At 72.7% G+C, this 21,018-nt stretch carries 24 protein-coding genes; 9 read left to right on the top strand and 15 right to left on the bottom strand.

Annotated elements, in window-relative coordinates:
• On the top strand, positions 1-947 hold a 947-nt coding region (locus tag ACA361_RS39790), incomplete at its 5' end, for a LysR family transcriptional regulator (protein ID WP_375020322.1).
• 48 nt (positions 948-995) lie between these two features.
• Here ACA361_RS39790 and ACA361_RS39785 read toward each other — a convergent pair.
• From ACA361_RS39785 to ACA361_RS39770, 4 genes are all read right to left on the bottom strand, one after another.
• Positions 996-1,604 carry a cysteine hydrolase family protein gene (locus ACA361_RS39785; protein WP_375020321.1) on the bottom strand — a complete coding sequence of 203 codons (609 nt, stop codon included), beginning with the start codon at positions 1,602-1,604 and terminating at the stop codon, positions 996-998.
• A gap of 78 nt (positions 1,605-1,682) precedes the next feature.
• Positions 1,683-2,669 carry a GlxA family transcriptional regulator gene (locus ACA361_RS39780; RefSeq protein ID WP_375020320.1) on the bottom strand — a complete coding sequence of 329 codons (987 nt, stop codon included), beginning with the start codon at positions 2,667-2,669 and terminating at the stop codon, positions 1,683-1,685.
• Positions 2,670-2,743: 74 nt separating this feature from the next.
• A complete protein-coding gene (locus ACA361_RS39775) occupies positions 2,744-3,409 on the bottom strand; it encodes a hypothetical protein (protein ID WP_375020319.1) in 666 nt (221 codons plus the stop codon).
• 71 nt (positions 3,410-3,480) lie between these two features.
• Positions 3,481-4,206, bottom strand: a complete 726-nt coding sequence (locus ACA361_RS39770; RefSeq protein ID WP_375020318.1) for a phosphodiesterase — start codon at positions 4,204-4,206, stop codon at positions 3,481-3,483.
• A 42-nt stretch (positions 4,207-4,248) separates the two neighbouring features.
• On the opposite strand from ACA361_RS39770, the gene ACA361_RS39765 reads away from it, so the two are divergent.
• Positions 4,249-4,932 carry a pentapeptide repeat-containing protein gene (locus tag ACA361_RS39765; protein WP_375020317.1) on the top strand — a complete coding sequence of 228 codons (684 nt, stop codon included), beginning with the start codon at positions 4,249-4,251 and terminating at the stop codon, positions 4,930-4,932.
• Between the two features lie 15 nt (positions 4,933-4,947).
• Here the strand turns inward: ACA361_RS39765 and ACA361_RS39760 are convergent, their stop codons facing one another.
• Complete coding sequence (locus ACA361_RS39760) at positions 4,948-5,817, bottom strand: SDR family NAD(P)-dependent oxidoreductase (protein ID WP_375020316.1); 870 nt, start codon at positions 5,815-5,817, stop codon at positions 4,948-4,950.
• A gap of 79 nt (positions 5,818-5,896) precedes the next feature.
• On the opposite strand from ACA361_RS39760, the gene ACA361_RS39755 reads away from it, so the two are divergent.
• Together ACA361_RS39755 and ACA361_RS39750 are read left to right on the top strand one after the other, a co-directional pair.
• A complete protein-coding gene (locus tag ACA361_RS39755; protein ID WP_375020315.1) occupies positions 5,897-6,487 on the top strand; it encodes a TetR family transcriptional regulator in 591 nt (196 codons plus the stop codon).
• A 230-nt stretch (positions 6,488-6,717) separates the two neighbouring features.
• A complete protein-coding gene (locus ACA361_RS39750; protein WP_375020314.1) occupies positions 6,718-7,800 on the top strand; it encodes an epoxide hydrolase family protein in 1,083 nt (360 codons plus the stop codon).
• A gap of 266 nt (positions 7,801-8,066) precedes the next feature.
• Here the strand turns inward: ACA361_RS39750 and ACA361_RS39745 are convergent, their stop codons facing one another.
• The 4 genes from ACA361_RS39745 to ACA361_RS39730 all read right to left on the bottom strand — a co-directional run bounded on the left by ACA361_RS39745 (position 8,067) and on the right by ACA361_RS39730 (position 10,960).
• Positions 8,067-9,878 (bottom strand): alkyl/aryl-sulfatase, encoded by a 1,812-nt coding sequence (locus tag ACA361_RS39745; protein WP_375020313.1) that lies wholly within the window; start codon positions 9,876-9,878, stop codon positions 8,067-8,069.
• An 80-nt stretch (positions 9,879-9,958) separates the two neighbouring features.
• The gene (locus ACA361_RS39740) at positions 9,959-10,396 is read right to left on the bottom strand and encodes a pyridoxamine 5'-phosphate oxidase family protein (RefSeq protein WP_375020312.1); all 438 of its coding nucleotides are present in this window, start codon (positions 10,394-10,396) and stop codon (positions 9,959-9,961) included.
• A gap of 62 nt (positions 10,397-10,458) precedes the next feature.
• On the bottom strand, positions 10,459-10,647 hold the full coding sequence (locus ACA361_RS39735) for a DUF397 domain-containing protein (RefSeq protein ID WP_375020311.1): 189 nt from the start codon (positions 10,645-10,647) through the stop codon (positions 10,459-10,461).
• A gap of 151 nt (positions 10,648-10,798) precedes the next feature.
• Complete coding sequence (locus tag ACA361_RS39730) at positions 10,799-10,960, bottom strand: DUF397 domain-containing protein (RefSeq protein WP_375020310.1); 162 nt, start codon at positions 10,958-10,960, stop codon at positions 10,799-10,801.
• Positions 10,961-11,128: 168 nt separating this feature from the next.
• Here ACA361_RS39730 and ACA361_RS39725 point away from each other — a divergent pair, with 168 nt between their 5' ends.
• The gene (locus tag ACA361_RS39725) at positions 11,129-11,308 is read left to right on the top strand and encodes a hypothetical protein (RefSeq protein WP_375020309.1); all 180 of its coding nucleotides are present in this window, start codon (positions 11,129-11,131) and stop codon (positions 11,306-11,308) included.
• Here the strand turns inward: ACA361_RS39725 and ACA361_RS39720 are convergent.
• From ACA361_RS39720 to ACA361_RS39695, 6 genes are all read right to left on the bottom strand, one after another.
• On the bottom strand, positions 11,296-11,973 hold the full coding sequence (locus ACA361_RS39720) for a VOC family protein (RefSeq protein WP_375020308.1): 678 nt from the start codon (positions 11,971-11,973) through the stop codon (positions 11,296-11,298). The genes ACA361_RS39725 and ACA361_RS39720 overlap by 13 nt on opposite strands.
• A gap of 74 nt (positions 11,974-12,047) precedes the next feature.
• Entirely contained in the window at positions 12,048-12,326 is a 279-nt protein-coding gene (locus ACA361_RS39715) for a hypothetical protein (RefSeq protein WP_375020307.1), read from the bottom strand.
• A gap of 100 nt (positions 12,327-12,426) precedes the next feature.
• Complete coding sequence (locus tag ACA361_RS39710) at positions 12,427-13,044, bottom strand: dihydrofolate reductase family protein (protein WP_375020306.1); 618 nt, start codon at positions 13,042-13,044, stop codon at positions 12,427-12,429.
• Positions 13,045-13,114: 70 nt separating this feature from the next.
• Entirely contained in the window at positions 13,115-14,422 is a 1,308-nt protein-coding gene (locus tag ACA361_RS39705; protein WP_375020305.1) for a hypothetical protein, read from the bottom strand.
• Complete coding sequence (locus ACA361_RS39700) at positions 14,334-15,914, bottom strand: long-chain fatty acid--CoA ligase (RefSeq protein ID WP_375020304.1); 1,581 nt, start codon at positions 15,912-15,914, stop codon at positions 14,334-14,336. Before ACA361_RS39700 ends, ACA361_RS39705 begins: the two co-directional genes overlap by 89 nt.
• 32 nt (positions 15,915-15,946) lie before the next feature.
• A complete protein-coding gene (locus tag ACA361_RS39695) occupies positions 15,947-17,257 on the bottom strand; it encodes a PucR family transcriptional regulator (RefSeq protein ID WP_375020303.1) in 1,311 nt (436 codons plus the stop codon).
• Positions 17,258-17,424: 167 nt separating this feature from the next.
• On the opposite strand from ACA361_RS39695, the gene ACA361_RS39690 reads away from it, so the two are divergent.
• From ACA361_RS39690 to ACA361_RS39675, 4 genes are all read left to right on the top strand, one after another.
• Positions 17,425-18,183, top strand: a complete 759-nt coding sequence (locus ACA361_RS39690) for an ABC transporter ATP-binding protein (RefSeq protein WP_375020302.1) — start codon at positions 17,425-17,427, stop codon at positions 18,181-18,183.
• Between the two features lie 74 nt (positions 18,184-18,257).
• Positions 18,258-18,983, top strand: coding sequence for an ABC transporter ATP-binding protein (locus ACA361_RS39685; protein ID WP_375020301.1), 726 nt, complete (start codon positions 18,258-18,260; stop codon positions 18,981-18,983).
• A gap of 2 nt (positions 18,984-18,985) precedes the next feature.
• Complete coding sequence (locus ACA361_RS39680) at positions 18,986-19,867, top strand: branched-chain amino acid ABC transporter permease (RefSeq protein WP_375020300.1); 882 nt, start codon at positions 18,986-18,988, stop codon at positions 19,865-19,867.
• 104 nt (positions 19,868-19,971) lie between these two features.
• Complete coding sequence (locus ACA361_RS39675; RefSeq protein ID WP_375020299.1) at positions 19,972-21,015, top strand: branched-chain amino acid ABC transporter permease; 1,044 nt, start codon at positions 19,972-19,974, stop codon at positions 21,013-21,015.
• Positions 21,016-21,018: the final 3 nt, after the last annotated feature.

The following is a 21,018-nucleotide window of genomic DNA, read 5'->3' as shown; positions in this document are numbered from 1 at the left end:
CCACGAGTCGACGTCCTAGGGTGGCGGGGGTGGATCTCAGCGGGGTACGGGCGTTCGTCGCCGTGGCGGATCTGGGGCGGTTCCGGGAGGCCGGGGCCGAGCTGTCGATCTCGCAGCAGGCGGTGTCCAAGCGCGTCGCCGCCCTGGAGAGGGACCTCGGGGTACGGCTGTTCGCGCGCACCCCGCAGGGGTCCCGGCTGACCGACGACGGCCGGGCGTTCCTGCCGCACGCCCGCGCGCTCCTCCAGGCCGAGGAACGGGCGCTGGCCTCCGTACGCCCCCGCCGCCGCGCGCTCCGCGTCGACGTGCTCGGCCGGCACCTCGCGCCGGCGGCCCTGCTGCGCGGCTTCCACGACGCCCACCCGGAGATCGAACTCAACGTGGTGACGCTCTTCGACGCCGCCGCGGCCATCGCCGCGGTCCGGTCGGGGACGATCGACGCGTCGTTCCGCGCCGTCGCCCCGCGGAGCCTGCCGGACGGCGTCGAGGCCGCCCGCGTCCACGACGAGCCCGTCCAGCTCCTCACCGGACCGGCGCACGCGCTCGCCGCCGCCCGCGCGGTCGCCCCCGCCGGGCTGGCCGGCCACCGGATCTGGATGCCGTCCCTCGTCGCGGGCACCGAGTGGGCGGCCTTCTACGACGACCTCGCGGCCGCGTTCGGGTTCGGCATCGAGGTGACCGGCCCCGACTTCGGCACCGAGCCGCTGCTGGACACGATCGCCGGCGCGCCGTCGCTGGCGACCCTGGTCGGGGAGGGGAGCCGCCTCGTCTGGCCCGCCGGGCACGACCTGCGCCGGATCCCCGTACGGGACCCGGCGCCGGTGTACCCGCACTCCCTGGTCTGGCGCTTCGACAACCCGCACCCCGCGCTCGCCGCGCTCCGCGCCCACCTCGCCGCCGCGCGCCCCGCCCGCCGCGGCGCGTGGGTGCCGCGGTGGGCGCGGTGAGCGGGGTACGGGCGGGCTGGGGACGGGCGGGCAGGGGGTCGGGCGGGGTCAGGCGGGCAGCGCGTCGGCGGTGGGCACGACCAGGCCGAACAGGTCGCCGATCTGGGTCAGTGCGGCCTCGTGCAGGGTCTCGGCGGCCACCGGCGCCCCGCCGGGCCCCGGCAGCGGGCGGGTGGTGCAGGCGTCGGCGACGACGGTCGCGCGGTAGCCCAGGTTGAACGCCCCCTGCGCGGTGGACGCCACGCACATGTGCGTCATGAAGCCGGCCAGGACCAGGTCGGTCCCGGCTCCCAGGTCCGTGAGGACCTGCTGGAGCTCGGTCCGGTGGAACGAGTCCGGGAACGTCTTCACCACCACCGGCTCGCCGTCGCGGGGCGCGACCTGCGGGCTGATGGCGCCGACCTCGGCCCGGACGTCGTACGGGCTGCCGGGGCCGCCGTCGTTGACGACGTGGACGACGCGGGCCCCGGCGGCGCGGGCGCGTTCCAGCAGGCGGGCCCCGGCCGCCAGCGCGCGCTCGGCGTCCGGCAGGGCCATCACGCCGGTGCGGTAGGTGTTCTGGTAGTCGATCAGGACGAGGGTCGCGTCGCCGAGCCGCGGGAGGTCGGCGGGCAGCCCGACGACCTGGCGGAGGGTCTGCGAGACGTTGGTGCTCATGGGGATGTTCCTTTCTGTTTGCGGGCAGGCTCGCGCCGCCGCCGGGACCCCGGCGGGCGGGCGGGAAGGGGATTCGGGTCAGGCCACCGTGCGGAAACGGCGGCGGTAGGAGCCCGGGCCGGTGCCCAGGCGGCGGCGGAACGCGCGGTGCAGCGTCTCGGTCGAGCCGAGCCCGCTGGCGGCCGCCACGTCCGGGAGCGGCAGGTCGGTCGTCTCCAGCAGCCGGCGCGCCGCCTCCACGCGCGCGGACTCGATGTAGGCGGCCGGGGTGGTGCCGGTCTGCCGCCGGAACACGCGGGTGAACTGGCGCTGGCTGAGCCCGAGCCGCGCCGCCAGCTCCGCTATCGTGAGCTCCTCGGCGAGGTGCTCGGCGATCCACAGGCGCAGCTCGTCGATGTCGCGGCGGCCCCCGGCGGCGTGCGCCAGCGGGACGCTGAACTGGCTCTGCCCGCCCTGGCGCTTGAGGTACACGACCAGGGCGCGGGCCACCGCCAGCGCCGTCTCCTCGCCGTGGTCCTCGGCCACCAGCGCCAGCGACAGGTCCAGGCAGGCGCTGATGCCCGCGCCCGTCCAGACCCGGCCGCTGGACCGTACGAAGATCGGGTCGGGGTCGACGGTGACGCCCGGGTGGTCGGCGGCCAGCTGTGCCGCGGTGGACCAGTGGGTGGTGGCGGTCAGGCCGTCCAGCAGCCCGGCCTCGGCCAGGATGTGCGCCCCGACGCACACCGACGCGACCCGCCGCGCGGCGGGCGCGGTCCGGCGCACCCAGTCCACCACCCCCGCGTCGGCCAGCGCGCGGGTCGACCCGTCGGGTTCGCGTTCCACGGCGCCGGGGACGAGCAGGGTGTCCACCCGGTCGCCGACCTCGTCGAACCGCAGGTCGGCCACCACCCGCACCCCGGCGGACGTGGTGACGTGCCCGCCCTCGGGCGCGGCGAGCCGGACGTCGTACAGCGCGCGGCCGGCGACCCGGTTGGCGAGGGCGAACACCTCGGCCGGGCCGGTGACGTCGAGGAGGTCGACGTCGGGGAAGAGCGCGATGACCACGCGATGCTCAGCGGACATGTCTCAATTGTCGGCGATTGCGCCGCGTGACCGCAACGACAGTTATCTGTCACATACGGACATCGCCGGCCCGCCTACCAGTCGGGGGTGCCGGGGCCGAGCAGCCCGCTCTCCGAGAGCAGCCGCATCCAGGAGTCCCGGTGCCGTCCCTTGCGGTCGCGCTCGGTGACGGCATGCGCCCCCAGGACGGCCTCCACCAGTTCCGGATACCCCTCGCCGAGGACGTGATGATCGAAGAACGCGACGATGTCGCCGAAGTCCTCGCTGTGGATCTCCTCCACCTCGACGTGCTTGTACATGTGGATGTAGTCGTCCGGATCGACGTAGTAGACGCTGCCGTCGGTCACGTCCAGGCGAATGGGGGCGCCGCCGTCGATGCTCTCGCGGAGCTCCGCGGGCATCCCGTACCGCTCGTACCCGATCTCCAGCGGATCGCCCAGCGGGCACTCCGGGTTGACCGGCCATGCCGCCCACGCGCGGGCGCTCCGGATGATCTCGGGCTGCTTGAAGCAGAAGTAGTCGCCGCCCAGGCGGTGGAACAGCCGGAACACCTCGACCACGCCGCCGGGCAGCCCGGGCAGGTCGTCCAGCTCCCTCGGCTCCTCGAAGACGATCCCGAGGCCGTGCTCCGCCTCCACCCGCCGGACCAGCGCCAGCTTGGCCTCGATCGCCGCCAGCCCCGCCCGCAGCCGCCGCTCGTCCGGGCCGCCGCCGCGCCCCGCCTCGCCCGCCTCCGCCACGCGTACCCCTTCCCCGGCCACCCCGCCCGATCCGGCGTTGCCCCTCCGACGGGCCCGGCTCCCCGCCGGTTTCAGGCCGTTCTGTAGTGGGTCGTCAGGCGGTGGCCGTCCAGTACGTGGAGGGCGTAGCCCGGCGGCGCCGCGTAGTCGATCGTGTCCTCCGGCTCCTCCGGCAGCCGCAGCGTGGACACGACGCCGGGCGACACGATGAGGGGGCGGCCGGCGAACGTGGTGGCCCCGGCCGTGTGGGCGTGCCCGGCCAGCACGGCCACGATGCGCGGATGCCGCTCGATCACGGCGGCCAGGCGGTCCTCGCCGGTCTGCCTGATCCCGTCCACGTACGGGATCCCGAGCGGCACCGGCGGATGGTGGAAGCACACGAACGCCGGGACCCCGGGCTCCTCGCCGAGCACCCCGTCCAGCCAGGCGAGGGTGGCGTCGGACAGGTACCCGCCGTCCTCGCCGGGAACGGTCGAGTCGCACATCGCGAAGAGGGCGCCGCCCACCCGGTGCGCGCGGTCGATGGGCGAGCCGTCCGCGGGCTCGTCCAGGAGGACCTTCCGGTACGGGCCGCGCGCGTCGTGGTTGCCGGGGCACATCAGCACCGGATGCGGGGACGCCATCAGCTCGCGGGCCTGCGCGTACTCGGCGGGGTCGCCGTGGTCGGCGATGTCCCCGGTGAGCAGGACGGCGTCCAGCGGCATGGCGTTCAGGCGGGCCATCACCCGGCGGGTGCGATCGGCGCGCTCCTCCCCGCCGTCGAGATGGATGTCGCTCAGCTGGGCGAAAACGGTCATGGGACGAACGTACGGCCTGATCCCGGCGGGTAGTGTCGGCGCATGCTCGATCGTGGTGCGGCCGCCTCCCGGCCGGTGAAGGAGCCCCCGCGACCGCGGATCCCGCGCACGCTCACGGCGGCGGGCGGCGCCGACCTCGAACTGGCGCACGACGGCGCGTACCTGTCGCTGGAGTACGGCGCCGTACGGCTGTCAGGCACCGGTGTCGAGGACGCCGAGTTCGAGCGCTGCCGCTTCACCGAGACGTCGTTCGCGGGCGTCGGGCTGGAGCGCCCCACGTTCGCCGACGTGGAGTTCACCGGCTGCGACCTGGCCAACCTGCGGCTGTCGCACGCGCGCGTCGCCGGCGCGGCCGTCTCCGGCTGCCGGATGACCGGCATTCAGCTCGTCGAGGGCGGCGTGCGGAACGCGGTCTTCGACGGCTGCCGCGCGGACCTCGCGGGCTTCCGCTTCTGCAACCTGCGGGACGTCGTCTTCCGCGACTGCAACCTGTCCGAGGCGAACTTCCAGAACGCCGACCTGAGGAACGTCACGTTCGAGGGCTGCAAGCTGGTGGCGGCGCAGTTCAGCAACGCGAAGATGGCGTCGGTGCGCTTCACCGGCGGCTGCGACCTGAACGGCGTCCGCGGCGTGCAGAGCTTCGCCGGCGCGAGCGTCGACGCCTCCGACGCCATCAGCCTCCTGACGGCCCTGGCCACGACCCTCGGCATCACCATCGACGGCTGATCACCGGGCCCGTCCTCAGGGTGTGACGCCGCTGAGGCGTTCGCACAGTTCCCAGACGGCGTCGCAGGCGCGTTCGTCCAGGACGGCGGCGGGCCAGGGGGCGCGCTGAACCTTCGCGTTGACGTAGACGCCGGTGACGCCCTCCATCTCGGGGCTGGAGGCCAGGTGGACGCTGGACCGCGCGGGCCTGGCCAGATCGTTCAGCAGCCGCGGCCCCAGGAACCGGATGACCGGCGCCAGCGGCCGGTAGGCGTACGGGAACGCGCCGGCGGCCGTCGCCTGGTTGCCGGGCGTGTAGGCGTGGCCGGGATAGGCGACGTTGACGGTGATGCCGTCATCGGCGACCCGGGCGGCGAAGCGGCGGCTCATCGCCATCAGCGCGGTCTTCGCATGGTTGTACTGGGAGAACGTCCACCCCAGGTAGCGCCGCTCGCCCTGGAGGTTGGCCGGGTCGATCCGGCCGCCGGGGATGCCGCCGGTCAGGTTGACCACGCGCGCGGCCGGGGCGGCGCGCAGGAGGGGCAGCAGCAGGCAGGTCAGGGCATAGGGGGTGAGGACGTTGGCGGCGAACGTCCGCTCGACGCCGTCGCGGGTGAGCGCGCGCGGCGCGGTCATGCCGCCGAGGTTGTTGACGAGCACGTCGAGACGGTCATGCCGCGCGGCCACCTCGGCCGCGAGGGCGCGCACGCCGTCCAGGCCGGTCAGGTCCGCGGTGAACGCGCCGGCCTCGCCCCCGTCGCGGTTCAGCTCCCGCGCGGCGGCGTCCGCGCGGTCCCGGTCGCGGCCCACCAGGATCACGCGCGCCCCCATCGCCGCGAGCCCCCGCGCCGTCTCCTTGCCGATCCCTCCGGTGCCGCCCGTCACCAGAACCGTCTTGCCGCGCATGCGCCCTCCTCCGTACCTTGGGACAAGTTTGTCACCGAGTGACATACATATCATCTATTGCCAGAACTATCATCGCCACGTGAACGGTGCGGAACGATCGGGACTGCGAGAACGGACGAGGCGCGCGGTACGGGCCGAGCTGGCGGAGCTGGCACTGGGCCTGTTCGTCGAGCGCGGCTACGAGGAGACGACGGTCGACGACATCGCGGCGGCGGCGGGACTGTCCAAGCGCAGCTTCTTCCGCTACTTCCCCTCCAAGGAGGACGTGGTGTTCGGGGACGTCGAGGACCTGGCCGACCAGGTCGCCGACGCCGTCCGGGCCCGTCCGGCCGGCGAGGCGCCGTGGACGGCGCTGCGCGCCGTCCTGCGCGAGTGGGAGGGCCGGGTCCACGCCGCGCAACGCGACCCGGCGACCCTGCGGCTGATCGAGTCGACGCCCGCGCTGCGCGCGCGCCTGAACCTGCGGCGCGACGGAATGCGCGAACGGATCACCGCCGCGCTGCTCGACCGCCCCGGCAGCGGGCTCGACGCGTTCACCGCCGACCTGCTCACCGCCTGCGCCGCGGCCGCCGTGGACGCCGCGGGTCGCGAATGGCTCCGCCGCGACGGCGCGACCGACCGCACCGAACTGGTCGACCGCGCGTTCGCCCTACTGGCCCCCTCCGCCTGAAGCCGGCCCGGCGGCCACGGCCGTCGCCCTCCGCCGGGCTCCTCGGCGGATGCGCCAAGGAAGAGGTCGCCGTCGAGAGGTCGTTCACCGACCGGTACGGCCGCGCCTGCACGCAGCTGAAACGTCGGCCTCCAGATTCGTTGGCTGTGCCAATGATTGTGTTAATGTTGGTCTTGCCAACGTTGGTGTGGCAAACATCGATCGCCGGGCGAATCCCTGGAGGCAAAGCCATGATCAAGCCGTTCCGTATCGACATCCCGCAGGCCGACCTCGACGACCTGGCCGACCGGCTCGCCCGTACCCGCTGGCCCAACGAGGTCGCCGACGCGGGCTGGGACTACGGCTTCCCGCTGGGGAGGCTCCGGGAGCTGGCCGAGTACTGGCGCACCGGCTATGACTGGCGCAAATACGAGGCCGAACTCAACGAGCTGCCGCACTTCACCACCGAGATCGAGGGGCAGAACATCCACTTCGTCCACGTCCGGTCGGCGAAGCCGGACGCGCTCGCGCTGATCCTCACCCACGGCTGGCCCGGGTCGTTCCTGGAGTTCCTCGACGTGATCGAGCCGCTGTCACGCGACTTCCACCTGGTGATCCCGTCCATCCCGGGGTACGGCTTCTCCGGGCCGACCCACGAGCGCGGCTGGGACGCCGACCGGATCGCGCGCGCCTGGGCCGAGCTCATGCGCCGGCTCGGGTACGAGCGCTACGGCGCGCAGGGCGGCGACTTCGGCTCGGGCATCTCGACCGCGCTCGGCGCCGCCGCCCCCGAACAGGTCGTCGGCGTGCACGTCAACTACCTGCCGACCCGGCCGGACCCGGCCGCCGGCGTCGAACTCTCCGCCACGGACGAAGCCCGGCTCGACAAGGTCAGGGCGCTGCTGGCGAACCGCCCGCCGTACCAGGCGCTGCAGGTCCTCACCCCGCAGACCATCGGCTACGCGCTGACCGACTCGCCCGTCGGCCAGCTCGTCTGGATCGCCGAGCGCTTCGCGCAGTGGACCGACCCGCGCACGCAGGTCGACGACGACCGGATGCTCACCGACATCTCGCTGTACTGGCTGACCGCCACCGCGGCCTCCTCGGCGCGCCTGCACCACGACGCCAAGAGGGGCAGCGCGCCGTGCCCCGTCCCCCTCGGCGTCGCGGTCCTCCCGTACGACATCACGCAGTCGGTGCGGCCGCTGGCCGAGCGGCTGTACGACATCAGGCACTGGACAGAGTTCGAGCGCGGCGGCCACTTCGCCGCGATGGAGGTGCCGGAGCTGCTCGCCGCGGACGTCCGGGACTTCTTCCTCGGCCTGGCCGCGTAACGGTCAGCGCACGTCGGTGAAGCCGTACTCACCGTCCCGGGCGGACTGGAGTGCCGGTGCCCGCGCGCCTCCCGGTCGGTCATGTACACGGCCGCGGCGGCCTCCCCGAATACGAGCGCGATCCCGCGCCCCGCGCGACCCCGGCCACGACGGTGACGGCATCCTCCATGGCCCGCCCGCGGGGGGCACGAGCAGGATCACCGCGTGATCGGGCTGGCCGCCCCCCTACCGCCAGTGGCAGCAGTTCCCCGACGGCCCCGCCCAGGTCACGGAGTCACGATCGGGAAGTCCGGCTCCGGGGCGTCCATGACCGCCAGCAGCCGCCGCAGCACCGCCGCGTCCCCGCTGCTGCCGACCCCTTCGGTGCCCTTCCCGTCGAGCAGCCCGAACAGCGCCGGCCTCGTGAGCGTCAGGGTCAGCTCGGCGTCCCCGTCATCGCCGCCGACGCGCCGGTGGACGAGCGCGCCGTTGGACAGCGTCATCCGGTAGCGGTCGCCGGTGTCGGTGAACTTCCAGTCGATCGTCAGGTGCTCGTCCCACGCCTTGGGGCCGTTCACCCGGATCGCCATCGAGTCGAAGACCTGCTCGACGCTGAGCCCCGCCGCCATGCCGCCCGAGATGCTCATCGGAATGGGCCGGATCCCCTCGCGCAGCTCCATGGCGCCGGTCAGGTAGAAGTTGCGCCACGTCCCGCACTCGGCGCCCTCACCGAGCCGCTGCAGGACGTCCGCCAGCGCCGTCTTCGCGTGCTCGTTGTCAGGGTCGGCGAACACCACGTGGTCGAGGAGCGTCGCGGCGAACCGCAGGTCCCCCTGGCCGGAGTAGTCGCGGGCCATCGCCAGCACCTTGGACGCCCCGCCCATGCACTCCACGTACCGCCGCGCCGCCTCGGCCGGCGGATGCTCCCACAGGCGCGACGGATTGCCGTCGAACCAGCCCATGTACCGCTGGTAGATCGCCTTGACGTTGTGGCTGACGGAGCCGTAGTAGCCGCGGGCGTGCCAGGCCCCCGCCAGCGCGGGCGGCAGCTCCATCATCTCGGCGATCTCGATGCCGGTGTGGCCCTGGTTCAGCAGCCGCAGCGTCTGGTCGTGCAGGTACGCGTACACGTCCCGCTGCTGCGACAGGAACTCCACGATGTTCTCGCGGCCCCACGTGGGCCAGTGGTGGGACGCGAACGCCACGTCCGTGCCGTCGGCGAACAGCGTGATCGCCTCGTCCAGGTAGCGCGACCACACCCGCGCGTCCCGGACGACCGCGCCGCGCAGCGTCAGGATGTTGTGCAGGTTGTGGGTGGCGTTCTCCGCCAGGCACAGCGCCCGCCGCTCCGGGAAGTGGAAGTTCATCTCCGCGGGCGCCTCGGTGCCCGGCGTCAGCTGGAAGACGATCCGTACCCCGTCGACGACCTCCTCCTGCCCGGACCGGGTGATGTCCAGGGTCGGCGGTATCAGTGAGACGCGCCCCGAGGACGCCGTCTGCCCCAGCCCCGTCCCCACCATGCCGTCCGGCGCCTTCGGCAGGAGGACGCCCGTGTGGTACATCGCCCGGCGCGCCATCGCGGTGCCCGCGTACACGTTCTCGGACACGGCGTTCTCCAGGAACCCGGCCGGCGCCACGATCGGCACCCCGTCCGGATTGCCGGCCGGGACGATCCCCTCCGCGCCGCCGAAGTGGTCCACGTGCGAGTGCGTGTAGACGAGCCCGGTCACCGGACGTTCGCCGCGATGCTCCCGATACAGCTTGAGCGCCGCGGCCGCCGTCTCGACCGACACCAGCGGATCGATCACGATCACGCCCCGGTCGCCCTCGACCAGCGTCATGTTCGACAGGTCCAGGCCCCGCACCTGGTAGATGCCGGTGGTCACCTCGTACAGGCCCTGCTTGGCGCACAGCTGCGACTGCCGCCACAACGACGGATGCACCGACTCGGGGCACGGGCCGTCGAGGAAGCGGAACACGTCCCCGTCCCAGACCACGCGCCCGTCCGCGTCCTTCACCACGCCGGGCGTCAGCGAGCCCACCAGCCCCCGCTCGGCGTTCTCGAAGTCGGTCCGGTCCCCGAAAGCAAGATCCCCCATAGGGAGGTTCACTCTCCGAAAGGACGGCCGGACAAAACCTCCATCCCACAAAGAACGCGTCAGTCCGACCGGCGGATCGCCTACCGCTTGGTGTAGTCCCGCGTGTACCAGCGCTCCGGGCGCACGCGGACCGTGACCATGGTGTCGCGGGCGCCCCTCGTGTCCGCCAGATACCTCGCGGCGTCCTCAGCGGACAGGTAGCGCTCGGCCAGCGTCCTGCCGTCCTCCGGCCGCGCCGGATCCTGGACCTCGACGACCGGGCCCTCCACCGAGGCGTACCGGTAGTAGGGCGGCTCCTCGTCCTGCGCGACCAGGCTCACCCGCCCCGCCTTCCGGATCAGTTCCATCTTGCGGCTGTCCCGCGCGGTGATGAACGCGATGTCGCCGCCGGGCTCGTACAGGTACCAGACCGGCAGCGCCAGCGGAGCCCGCCCGCCCTCGTCCGCGACACTCAACACACCCACATGCGCGCCCGCCAGGAACGCTTCCCGTTCCTCCACGCTCATCACCAGAGTCATCACGGCTCCCGCCCTCAGGCTGACCCTCTGGCCGATTATGCATCCACACAGAAGAACGCGTCCTAGGGACCGAGCCGCCCAGCCTTGATGCCGTCGATCAAGCTGCCGATCCCCCCGCGCGCAACGGTGATGTACCCCGCGTCCGGAGCCTTGCTGTCCCTGATCCCAACACCGTCGGCGAGGACGGCCAACTCAACACAATCGGTGTTGTTCGAGGTGCCACTGTGACTGGACTTACGCCACCGCTTCATACCTCTTACTACTCATACACACATAGGAACGTGTTGACTCGTGGCGTGTTCCGACTCTTGCAGCCGCTTCCAGGGAAACACGCCACGAGTCAACCGAAGCGAGACCGCACAGCGGACTAACGATCGAGTCGGCCGGCCTTGATGGCGTCGATCAAGCCGGCAAGCCCCGGCACGCAACGACGATGTGCCCCGCATCGGGGGCCTTGCTGTCTCGGATGCCCACGCTCACCACAGAAAGCGCAGCCAACTCGACACAAGCGCTGTTCTCAGTGGTGCCGCTGCGACTAGATTTCCGCCACGTGATCTTGTTCACTGAACCTCTCCATCGTGCGCCTGATGAGGTTCTTGGAGAGCTCGTCAGGCAGCGAATTCGCACATATTCTGTTCCAGCGTTTGCCGTACCGCCTCACATCAGAGGGAGCGGATATCAACCGCCCTTTCCAGGGAGACTCAGAGTAGGCGACTTCCGGAGCGCGACCCGGTGCCGCGGAACGCCGTCGCCACGGTGGAGGAGATCGACGCGGCGGACTCGGAGGAGTTCGGCGGCTGGGGGCTGATGCTCGTGCAGGCGTACGCCGACCGGGTGTGGATCGAGCGGCCCGCGGGCGGCGGCTGCAAGTGGGTGCGCGCCTCGGTCGGCCTGGAGGGTCAGTCCGGCTGAGCCTGCCGCAGTTGGAAGGCCAGGCCGTCCGGGCCGATCAGCCGCAGCGGCTTCCCTGGATCGGGCGGGAAACCGGCCGTGCGGGCGCGGGCGGCGACGGCGGCCGGATCGGGGGTTTCGAGGATCGCCTCCCAGCGCTCGCCGGCTTCCGCCACGTCCGCTGTCCGCACGAACTCGGCGGCGGCCGGATCGGTGCCCAGGGTGGCGCGGTAGAACGACCGGGAGCGTTCCGGGTCGTGGCAGGCGAGCATCATCCGGGCCGGGGCGTGGGCCAGGCCGGAGTGGCGCCAGCCCGTGAACGTGCCCGCCTGCCACAGCGAGAAGGCCGCGCCGCCCGGATCGAGCAGCGTCGCGATCCGGCCCTGGTCGCCGGCGTCGAACGGTCCCACCACCGGGCTCGCGCCGTTGGCCACGGCGGCCTCCGCGGCGCGGTCGGCGTCGTCGACCGCCAGGTAGTACGCCACATGCGGGGGCGTGCCGGGCGGGTAGATCGGGGCGGCCAGATCGCTGACGCCGCCGATCGGGCGGCCGTCGAGGTAGATCTTCGTGGCCCGGCGCGGGTCGTCCTCATCCACTGCGAACCGCCAGCCCAGCACCGTCCCGAAGAACGCGGCGGCTCCCGGCACGTCGCGCGTCTTCACGTCCATCCAGCAGAACCCGTTCACACCCGCTCCTTCGCGCCGGAGTGCAGCCCATCGGGAAACGGCCGCGGCGCGCAAACGAATTCTCGGGGCCGGGGTCAGCGGAGGGAGCGGGGGGCGGTGAGGTTCTGGACGACCTGCGCCTGCGCCAGGGCGGCCGCGTGCAGCCGTTCGGCCCGCTGCACGGTCTGGCGCGCCTGGTGCCGTGCCTGCTCGACCTGGGCCCGGGTCTCGCGGATGTGGGTGAGCAGCGTCTCGGCGCCCGGGTCGGCCTGGGTGGCGCGCCGGTCGGGTGCGGCCGCCACCCGGTCGCGCAGGTTCTCGGCGCCCGGCTCTCCTGCGCGTTCAGCATCGTCCGCTCCCCAAGCGCCCGGCACGGCGGTGGGTACCGGCCTTGACCGGCTCCGGGCGCCTTCCCCAAGAATCCCCTGCGGAACGGCCGGTGGCCAGGGACCGCCGTGCCCGCTCCGGCCGGGCTCAGGCGTCCCGCGTGAAGTCGCCGTACGCGGGCCTGCCCGCCGGCCGGTAGACGCTGATCACGCACCCGCTGCCGGTCCTCTCGGAATCGACCAGCCGCAATGCCGTGGGCACGCGGCCCGGCTCGAACAGCCGGGCGCCGCCGCCCAGGACGACCGGGTACGTCCACAGCCGGAGCTCGTCGATCAGGCCGTGGTCCAGGAGCGACCGGGCCAGCACGCCGCTGCCGTGGATCTGGAGCTCCCGGCCGGGACGGCCCTTCAGCTCCTCGACCTCCTTGACCGGATCGGTCCTGATGAGGGAGGTGTTGTTCCATCGGGCCTCGTCCAGCGTCGTGGAGACGACGTATTTGGGGAGGGCGTTGAGCCGGGTCGCGACCACGTTGTCCGGGTCGGTGACGGCCGGCCAGTAGGCGGCGAATATCTCGTACGTCCGCCGGCCCAGCAGGAAGGCGTCCGCCTCGGTGAACCACCGCCCGCCGTACTCCTCCAGCGCCTCGTCGGCGTAGGGGACCTGCCAGCCGCCCTGCTCGAACCCGCCGGCCGTGTCCTCCGTGGGCGTCCCCGGACCCTGCATGACGCCGTCCAGGGAGAGGAACGTCGTCAAGGTGAGCTTCATCGGCCGTGCCTCCCTCGGTGGTGGTGCCCGTACCGATGGAGACGATCCCCGCGCCCGGAACTCATCGCGGCTACGGGCAGCGGGCGAAGAGGGGGCGGGTCCCGGTCGCGTACGCGGTCGCGTCGGTGAAGCGGCAGCCGTAGCCGGGGGCGGAGGGCCGCAGGACGTCGTCGCCGGCGGGGCGCTTCCCGGTCCTCTCCCAGCGGACGAGGTCGTCCCAGGCGGCGCCGGCCTCGGCGGGGCTGAACTCGCAGTGGCCGACGTTCCGGATGGCGCGCTGGACGAGGTTGCCGCCGCGCCGGTTGCGGATCACGTCCTTCAGGTAGTGCTGCTCCATCGAGAACGGGACGAACATGTCACCGAGGTTGTGCAGCGACAGCACCGGGACGTCCGGGCGGCCGGCGATGCTCGGGACGGCCGTCAGGCGGCGGGTGTGGCGGGCGCCCGGGTCGGCGGGGCGGACGCGGGCGACGGTGCGGTTCACGTCGACCGGGGTGGACGGCGCGTAGCGGGTGAAGACGTTGGTCGCGACGCGGTCGGGCTGCTGGGCGAGGCTGTCGCCGGGCGCGGGTTCGGCGAGGCCGAAGAGGAAGTTCTGCCAGTACGCGAACGCGGCGTGGGCGCCGGGCCGGTCGCCGCCGCTGCGGTTCACGGCGATGGCGCGGAACTGCCGCCCGAGGGCGTTGGGGCCGGCGGGGTCGTTCAGGCCGAGCCTCTCCTGGATCTTCGGGACGACCGAGGTGACGTAGTCGGGCGGCGGCGGGTACGCGGGCAGGTCCGCCAGGTCCTGGGCGACGAGCTGGAAGTCCAGGAAGAAGTCGAAGAGGGCGTGGTCGCCGACGACGCCGCACATGGGGAGGGCGGCGTCGTAGGTGCGCGGGAACTCCTCGATCGAGCGGGCCGTGACGTGGCCGCCCATCGACACGCCCGCGATGAACGTCTTGCGCGGGTTTCCCACCTTGCGGGCGAAGTGCCGGGTGAGGGCGTGGGTGCTGAGGACGCCGGCGCGCACGTCGTAGTCGTTGGCGTAGTAGGAGGACGCCGCCCACGCGTACCCCTGGTCCAGGAGCCGCTGGCGGAGGCCGTACGAGGGTGGCTCGACGGTGAGGACGCGGGACGCGCCGCGGTAGCCGTGCGCCCACGTGACCAGCTGTCCGTTCCAGCGCGGCGGGACCTCGATGTCGTACGCGGCGTGCTCGTGGACGCCTTGCAGGACGCGCGAGGGGCGGCCGTCGACCAGTGCGGGGGCGAGCGGCGGGTTGGAGATCGTGTAGCCGGGGAGCGGCCCGTCACCGGGGGGATCGGCGGCGGCCGGTGCCGGGTTCGCGGCGATCAAGGTCGCGGCGGTCAGGGTCGCCAGTACGGTCCGACGGCGCACGGCCGTCACCTCCTGTCACGGTCAGCGGCAGCCCGAGGGCCCGCTTGATGATCTTGCCGGTGGGGCTGGTCGGGATCTCGTCGACGAACCAGACCTGCCGGGGGTACTTGTAGGCGGCCACGCGCTCCTTCACCCAGCCGCGCAGCTCGTCCGGCCCGGCCGGGGCGCGCAGCGCGACGACGGCCGCGATCTCCTCGCCGACCTCGGGATGCGGGACGCCGAGGACGGCCGCCTGGCGTACGGCGGGATGCTCGTACAGGACCTCCTCGACCTCGCGCGGGTAGACGGTGTAGCCGGCCCGGATGATCACGTCGCGGCGGCGGTCGACGAGGAAGAAGAAGCCGTCGTCGTCGACGCGGCCCAGGTCGCCGGTGTGGAACCAGCCGTCGCGGACGGCGTCGGCGGTGGCCTCCGGGTTGTTCCAGTAGCCCTTCATGACGTTGGGCCCGCGGACGGTGATCTCGCCGATCTCGCCCGGCGGCAGCTCGCGGCCGTCGTCGCCGACGACGCGCATCTCCACGTCCCGGACGGGCCGCCCGATCGAGCCCGGCCGGCGGCCCGCGCCGCCCCGGTTGGACGCCGACACGGGCGACGTCTCGCTCAGCCCGTACCCCTCGATGATCGGGCAGCCGAACCGCGTCTCGTACGCGCGCAGCACGTCCAGCGGCAGCGCCGCGCCGCCCGACACGCAGATCCGCAGCAGGGACAGGTCCGACACGCCGGGCTGGTCGAGGAGCGCGATGTACATCGCCGGGACGCCCTGGAAGACGGTCACGCCGTCCCGCCGGATGACCTCCAGCGCCTTGCCGGCCTCGAAGCGTTCGAGGAGGGTGAGGCGGCCGCCCGCCTGGATGGTGGCGTTGAGCGCGCACGTCTGGCCGAACGCGTGGTACAGCGGCAGCGCCCCCAGCACCACGTCGTCCACGCCGAGCGCGTGCATGCGCGCGACGGTCGCCGCGTTGCCGCCGAGGTTGGCGTGGGTCAGCTCGATGCCCTTGGCGAGCCCGGTCGTGCCCGCGCTGTAGAGGATCACGGCGGTCTCGTCGCCCGCGACCTGGACGATGTCGTGCTCCGGCGGCACCACCCGCAGCAGCCGGCGGAACTCGTCCGGCACCACGAACAGGTAGTCCACGCGGGTGTGCGCGGTGCCCGCCTCGACGGTCTCCGCGTACGCGTGCCAGGCGATCACGAGCCGGGCCGTGCTGTCGTCCAGGTACGCGGCGATCTCGCGCCGCTTCAGCAGCGGATCGAGCGGGACGACGACCGCGCCGATCCGGAGCACCCCGTAGTAGACGACGGCGAACTCGGGGACGTTCGGGAGCATGACCGCGACCCGGTCGCCGGGCCGGATCCCGCGGCGCCGCAGCAGCGCCGCCGTCCGCGCGCTGAGCAGGTCGAGCGCCCGGTAGCTGAGGCCGTCCCGGTCCAGGGTGAGGACCGTCCGCCCGCCGAGCCGTTCGGCGGCGGTCCGCAGCCGGTCAGCGAGGTTCATGGACCGACGGTACGTCCGTGGTCCCATCCCCCTCATTGGTCGCGGAGACCAGTCTTTTCGGTGCCCGGTTGGTCGGGCGGCAGGACGTCCTGGAGCGCGATCGCGACGAGCAGGTCGACGAGGTCGGTGATGTGCCGCAGGTTGCGGCCGGTCCGCTCCTGGATGCGGCGCAGCCGGTACTGGGCGGTGTTGTGGTGGATCTGGAGCCGTTCGGCGGCGGCGCGCAGATTGAGGTCGGCGGCGGCGAACGCGCGGATCGTCGCCGTCAGCACCCCGCCGCGCATGCGGTCCTCGGCGAGCAGCCCGGTGATCCGCGGGTCGACGAGGTGGCGGGCGGTGTCGTCGGCGCGCAGCGCCATGTACTCGAACGGCGAGATCCGCGGCAGCGCCGCCACCCCGCCGTCCTCGGGCAGGAACTCCAGGACGGCCCGCGCCTCCTGGTACGCGCGCGGGATCTCCGCCGTCCCGGCGACGACGGTGCTGATGCCCATGGCCAGCACGATGCCCTCGGCGAGCAGGTTCTCCTGCACCCGCTGGAGCCGGTCGCAGAGCCGGCCGGGGTCGCCGGCGGGGCCCAGCGCGGGCACGGCGACGATCTCCGACTGGCGGACGACCGACAGCGTGCGGTGCCCGTTCACGCCGGTACGGGCGATCGCGGCGCACGCCACGTGCCGCGCGTCGGCCTTGGCCTCCGCCCCGACGAGGATCGCCGTCACGACCAGCAGCGGGGCGCGCGACCCGGCGTCCAGGCCGTGCGCGTGGGCGGTGGCGAGTTGCGGGCCGCGGGTGGGCATCTCGCCGTCCAGGAGGAGCTCCACCAGGTCGCGGCTCTCCCGGACGGCCTCGGCGGCCGCGTACTGCTGGAACTCCATGTACGCGTTGGCCGCGTGCGTGCTGGCGAAGTCGCAGTACCGCATCAGCGCGGACGCCAGCGTCAGCGCCGCCTCGTGGCCGGCGTACGAGCCGCCCGCGTGCTCGACGACCGCCTCCCAGAAGACCTGCTGCCCGACCCGGAACGCGTTGATGTAGTCGGCCAGCGCGAACCCGGCGCGGGCGCGGCGCATCGACGCCCGCCGGGTGAACGCGATGTCGTCGAACGTGACCGTCCGCTCCTCCAGGAAGATGGCCAGCTTGGTGCGGTAGTGGCGGGCGACCTGCTCGCGCACGTCGGCGTGGAACGCGGCGTCCCGCGCCTGGTACGCGGGGATCTCGGCGCGCATCGTCGCGACCGCGCGGTCCGCCAGTTCGTCGACGCGGGTGAGGAGTTCGGCGAGGATCCGTGAGCGTTCGGTACGGACCGTGTCCGCACCGGTGACCGTTCCCGTGCTGAGACCACCGGACATGTCCGGATGATCCATGGCCGTGGCACCAGCGTCAACGCCCCGTGACACGTCCGAGACTCACGCTGTGCTCGGCGGACAAAAGCCTCTCCGCATCTTGGGTGCCCGTGCCCAATGTGCGTGCTGAGGTGCGGATTTTACGCTGACGGCCCCCGCGCTCTGGAGGCCGGATGCTGGAGGTACACGACCTGACCGTCCGCTTCGGCGGCATCACCGCGCTCGGCGGCGTCGGTTTCGGCGTGGAGCGCGGCGAGATGGTGGGACTGATCGGGCCGAACGGCGCCGGCAAGACCACCCTGTTCAACTGCCTGACCCGCCGCTACGACGCCGACGAGGGACGGGTCGCGTACGAGGGCCGCGACCTCCTCGCGGTGGCCCCGCACGCGATCGCGCCGCTGGGGATCGCCCGCACGTTCCAGAACCTCGGGCTGTTCCCGCACATGTCCGTACGGGACAACGTCCTGGTCGGCGCGCACACCCACGGCCGTGCCGGGTTCGTCACCGCGGCCCTGCGGCTGCCGGCCGTCCGGCGCGAGGAGGCGCGGCTGCGCGCGGAGGCCGAGGAGGTGCTGGAACGGCTGGAGCTGGCGCGCGTCGCCGACCATCCGGCGGCCGGGCTCCCGTTCGGGACGCTGAAGCGGGTCGAGCTGGCCCGCGCCCTCGCCGCCCGCCCCCGGCTGCTGCTCCTGGACGAGCCGGTGAACGGCCTCAGCTCCGGCGAGGTCGAGGAGTTCTCCGGCTGGCTGCGCGCCATCCGCACCGATCTCGACATCACGGTGATCGTGGTGGAGCACCACATGGGCTTCGTGATGGGCATCTGCGACCGCGTCGTCTGCCTCGACTTCGGCAAGAAGATCGCCGAAGGCCCGCCCGAAGAGGTCCAGCGCGATCCGGCCGTGATCGAGGCGTACCTGGGGACCGCGGCATGAAGGAGCGAAGCGAGTTCATGGTGCGTGCGGTTGCCGGGGGGGCGTGGGGGGTCGTCCCCCCACAGGGAGGCGGCATGAGCAAGGACGAGTTTCTGGTCGTGGACGACCTGCACGCGGGATACGGCGACGTCCGCGTCCTGCACGGGGTGAGCCTGCGCGTCGGTGAGGGCGAGATCTGCGCGATCCTCGGCCCGAACGGCGCGGGCAAGACGACGCTGCTGCGCGCGCTGTGCGGGATGGTCCGCGGGCGCGGCACCGTCCGGCTGGACGGGGCGGCGCTGTCCGGGCGCTCGCCCGACACCGTCGCGCGCAAGGGCGTGGCGCACGTGCCCGAGGGGCGCGGCACGTTCATGCCGCTGACCGTCGAGGAGAACCTGCGGCTCGGCGCGTTCGCGCGGCGCGACCGGTCCGCCGTCCAGAAGGACCTCGACCGCGTGTACGGGCACTTCCCCGTGCTCAAGCAGCGGCTGAAGCAGGCGGCGGGCAGCCTCAGCGGCGGCGAGCAGCAGATGCTCGCGATCGGCCGCGCGCTGATGTCGCGGCCGCGGCTGCTGCTGCTGGACGAGCCGTCGCTCGGGCTGGCGCCGCTGGTCACCCGGGAGCTGTTCGGGATCGTCCGTTCGATCAACGAGGAGGAGCGCACCACCGTGGTCGTCGTGGAGCAGAACGCCCATCTCGCCCTGGGCATCGCCGGGCAGGCGCACGTGCTGGAGACCGGCCGGATCGTGCTGTCGGGGTCGGCGGACGACATCAGGGCCGACGAGCAGGTCGCCCAGTCCTACCTCGGATACCGGATCTAGCGATGGCCGACTTCCTGCAGCAGATCGTCGCCGGGCTGGGCGCGGGCGCCATCTACGCCAGCCTCGCCCTGGCGCTCGTGCTGATCTACCAGTTCACCGGGATCGTGAATTTCGCGCAGGGTGAGATGGCGATGTTCGCGACGTACATCGCGTGGACGTTCATCGACGCCGGGCTGCCGTTCTGGCTCGCGCTCCTGCTGACGCTGGCGATCTCGTTCCTCGGCGGGATGCTGATCGAACGGGTGATCATCCGTCCGGTCGAGGGCGCGCCGGAGCTGACCGTCGTGATCGTGACCGTGGGCCTGTTCATCTTCGTGAACGCGGCGGCCGGCTGGATCTGGTCGTTCCTCATCAAGGATTTCCCGAACCCGTTCCCGGGCGGCGCGCTGGAGGCCGGCGGGGTCAGCGTCGGCTACTCCACGCTGGGCGTGCTGGGCGTGGTCGCGGCGGTGATGGGGCTGCTCTACCTGCTGTTCCGGCACACCAAGATCGGCCTGGGGATGCGCGCGGTGGCGACCAACCCCGAGTCGGCGCGGCTGGTCGGCATCCGGGTCGGCTGGACGCTCGCGCTCGGCTGGGGCCTGGCCGCCCTGGTCGGCGCGGTGTCGGGGGTGCTGGTCGCGCCGCTGCTGTTCCTGGAGCCGAACATGATGGGCGGCGTCCTGATCTACGCGTTCGCGGCGGCGACGCTGGGCGGCTTCGACAGCCCGGCGGGCGCGGTGGCCGGCGGGCTGATCGTCGGCGTGGCCGAGACGCTGGCCGGCGCGTACGTGGACGTCATCGGCTCCGACCTGAAGATCGGCGTCCCGCTGGCGATCATCCTCGGCGTCCTGCTGCTGCGCCCCCAGGGCCTCTTCGGACGAGCGGTGGTGGAACGCGCATGAGCGAGCCGGAGGGGCGCGGCGCCGCCTGGACTGAGGAGCGAGGAACGAGCGGCGAGGGAAGGCGGCGCCATGAAAGCGCCCCGGAGGCTCGCGGGGAACACGGCATGAGCAGGACGACTACCAAGGACGAGCCGGTGGCCGAGGAGAAGAGGGCCTCGGAGGCGGGCGCGGCGGGGCGGGTGCGGGCGTTCGCCCGGCGGCACTGGCGGTGGATCCTCGCCGGCGTGGTGCTGCTGGTGGTGCTGCGGGCGCCGTTCGAGCTGGTGCCGTTCCGGGTGTTCCAGTTCACGATGGTCATGGTGTACGCGGTGGCGCTGCTCGGGCTGAACCTGCTGACCGGGCACGCCGGGCAGATCTCGCTCGGGCACGGGGCGTTCTTCGCGGTCGGCGCGTACGGGACCGCGATCATGATGTACCACTGGGACCTCCCGTACCCGCTGACGTTCCCGCTGGCGGCGGCGCTGGCGTTCGCGATCGGGCTGGCGCTGGGGGTGCCGGCGACGCGGCTGCGCGGGCTGTACCTGGCGCTGGTCACGCTGGCCATCGCGATCTTCCTGGTGCCGCTGCTCAAGCGGTTCGAGTCGGTGACCGGCGGGTCGATGGGGCTGACGCTGGAGAAGCCCTCGGCGCCCGGCTGGACGGGCCTGGCCGAGGACCAGTGGCTGTACTACCTGGCGCTGGCGGCGACGGCGCTGGCGTTCGCGGTCGTGCACTTCCTGCTGCGGTCGCGGGTCGGCCGGGCGCTGCACTCGGTCCGCGACAACGAGACGGCGGCCGAGGTCATGGGCGTGAAGCCGGCGTCGTACAAGCGGCTGGCGTTCGCGTGGAGCGCGATGTTCGCGGGCGCGGCGGGCTGCCTCTACACGTGGACGATCGGGTTCGTCTCGCCCGACTCGTTCACCGTCAACCTGTCGATCACGCTGCTGGCCGGGATCGTGGTCGGCGGCCTGGGGTCGACCTGGGGGCCCGTGCTCGGCGGGCTGTTCGTGATGTTCGTGCCGAGCCTGTCCCAGGACATCAACAAGGCGGCGCCGGGCGTGATCTTCGGGCTGCTGATCATCGCGGTGATGTACGTGGCCCCGACCGGGCTGGCCGGGCTGGCGGGACGCGCCGCGCACTCGTTCAACAGGACCCTCCGGAAGGGGTAGCGG

Source organism: Actinomadura sp. 21ATH (genome assembly GCF_041951345.1).
Taxonomy (GTDB): domain Bacteria; phylum Actinomycetota; class Actinomycetes; order Streptosporangiales; family Streptosporangiaceae; genus Spirillospora.
The sequence above is the reverse complement of the archived record's forward strand: the minus strand, read 5'-3'. Positions and strand labels throughout refer to the sequence as shown.

Coding starts and splice junctions, on each gene's coding strand:
- ACA361_RS39785 (WP_375020321.1), bottom strand. CDS start 1,604: ATGAGCACCAACGTCTCGCAGACCCTCCGCCAGGTCGTCGGGCTGCCC.
- ACA361_RS39780 (WP_375020320.1), bottom strand. CDS start 2,669: ATGTCCGCTGAGCATCGCGTGGTCATCGCGCTCTTCCCCGACGTCGAC.
- ACA361_RS39770 (WP_375020318.1), bottom strand. CDS start 4,206: ATGACCGTTTTCGCCCAGCTGAGCGACATCCATCTCGACGGCGGGGAG.
- ACA361_RS39765 (WP_375020317.1), top strand. CDS start 4,249: ATGCTCGATCGTGGTGCGGCCGCCTCCCGGCCGGTGAAGGAGCCCCCG.
- ACA361_RS39760 (WP_375020316.1), bottom strand. CDS start 5,817: ATGCGCGGCAAGACGGTTCTGGTGACGGGCGGCACCGGAGGGATCGGC.
- ACA361_RS39750 (WP_375020314.1), top strand. CDS start 6,718: ATGATCAAGCCGTTCCGTATCGACATCCCGCAGGCCGACCTCGACGAC.
- ACA361_RS39745 (WP_375020313.1), bottom strand. CDS start 9,878: ATGGGGGATCTTGCTTTCGGGGACCGGACCGACTTCGAGAACGCCGAG.
- ACA361_RS39740 (WP_375020312.1), bottom strand. CDS start 10,396: ATGACTCTGGTGATGAGCGTGGAGGAACGGGAAGCGTTCCTGGCGGGC.
- ACA361_RS39735 (WP_375020311.1), bottom strand. CDS start 10,647: ATGAAGCGGTGGCGTAAGTCCAGTCACAGTGGCACCTCGAACAACACC.
- ACA361_RS39710 (WP_375020306.1), bottom strand. CDS start 13,044: ATGAAGCTCACCTTGACGACGTTCCTCTCCCTGGACGGCGTCATGCAG.
- ACA361_RS39700 (WP_375020304.1), bottom strand. CDS start 15,914: ATGAACCTCGCTGACCGGCTGCGGACCGCCGCCGAACGGCTCGGCGGG.
- ACA361_RS39695 (WP_375020303.1), bottom strand. CDS start 17,257: ATGTCCGGTGGTCTCAGCACGGGAACGGTCACCGGTGCGGACACGGTC.
- ACA361_RS39690 (WP_375020302.1), top strand. CDS start 17,425: ATGCTGGAGGTACACGACCTGACCGTCCGCTTCGGCGGCATCACCGCG.
- ACA361_RS39685 (WP_375020301.1), top strand. CDS start 18,258: ATGAGCAAGGACGAGTTTCTGGTCGTGGACGACCTGCACGCGGGATAC.
- ACA361_RS39680 (WP_375020300.1), top strand. CDS start 18,986: ATGGCCGACTTCCTGCAGCAGATCGTCGCCGGGCTGGGCGCGGGCGCC.
- ACA361_RS39675 (WP_375020299.1), top strand. CDS start 19,972: ATGAGCAGGACGACTACCAAGGACGAGCCGGTGGCCGAGGAGAAGAGG.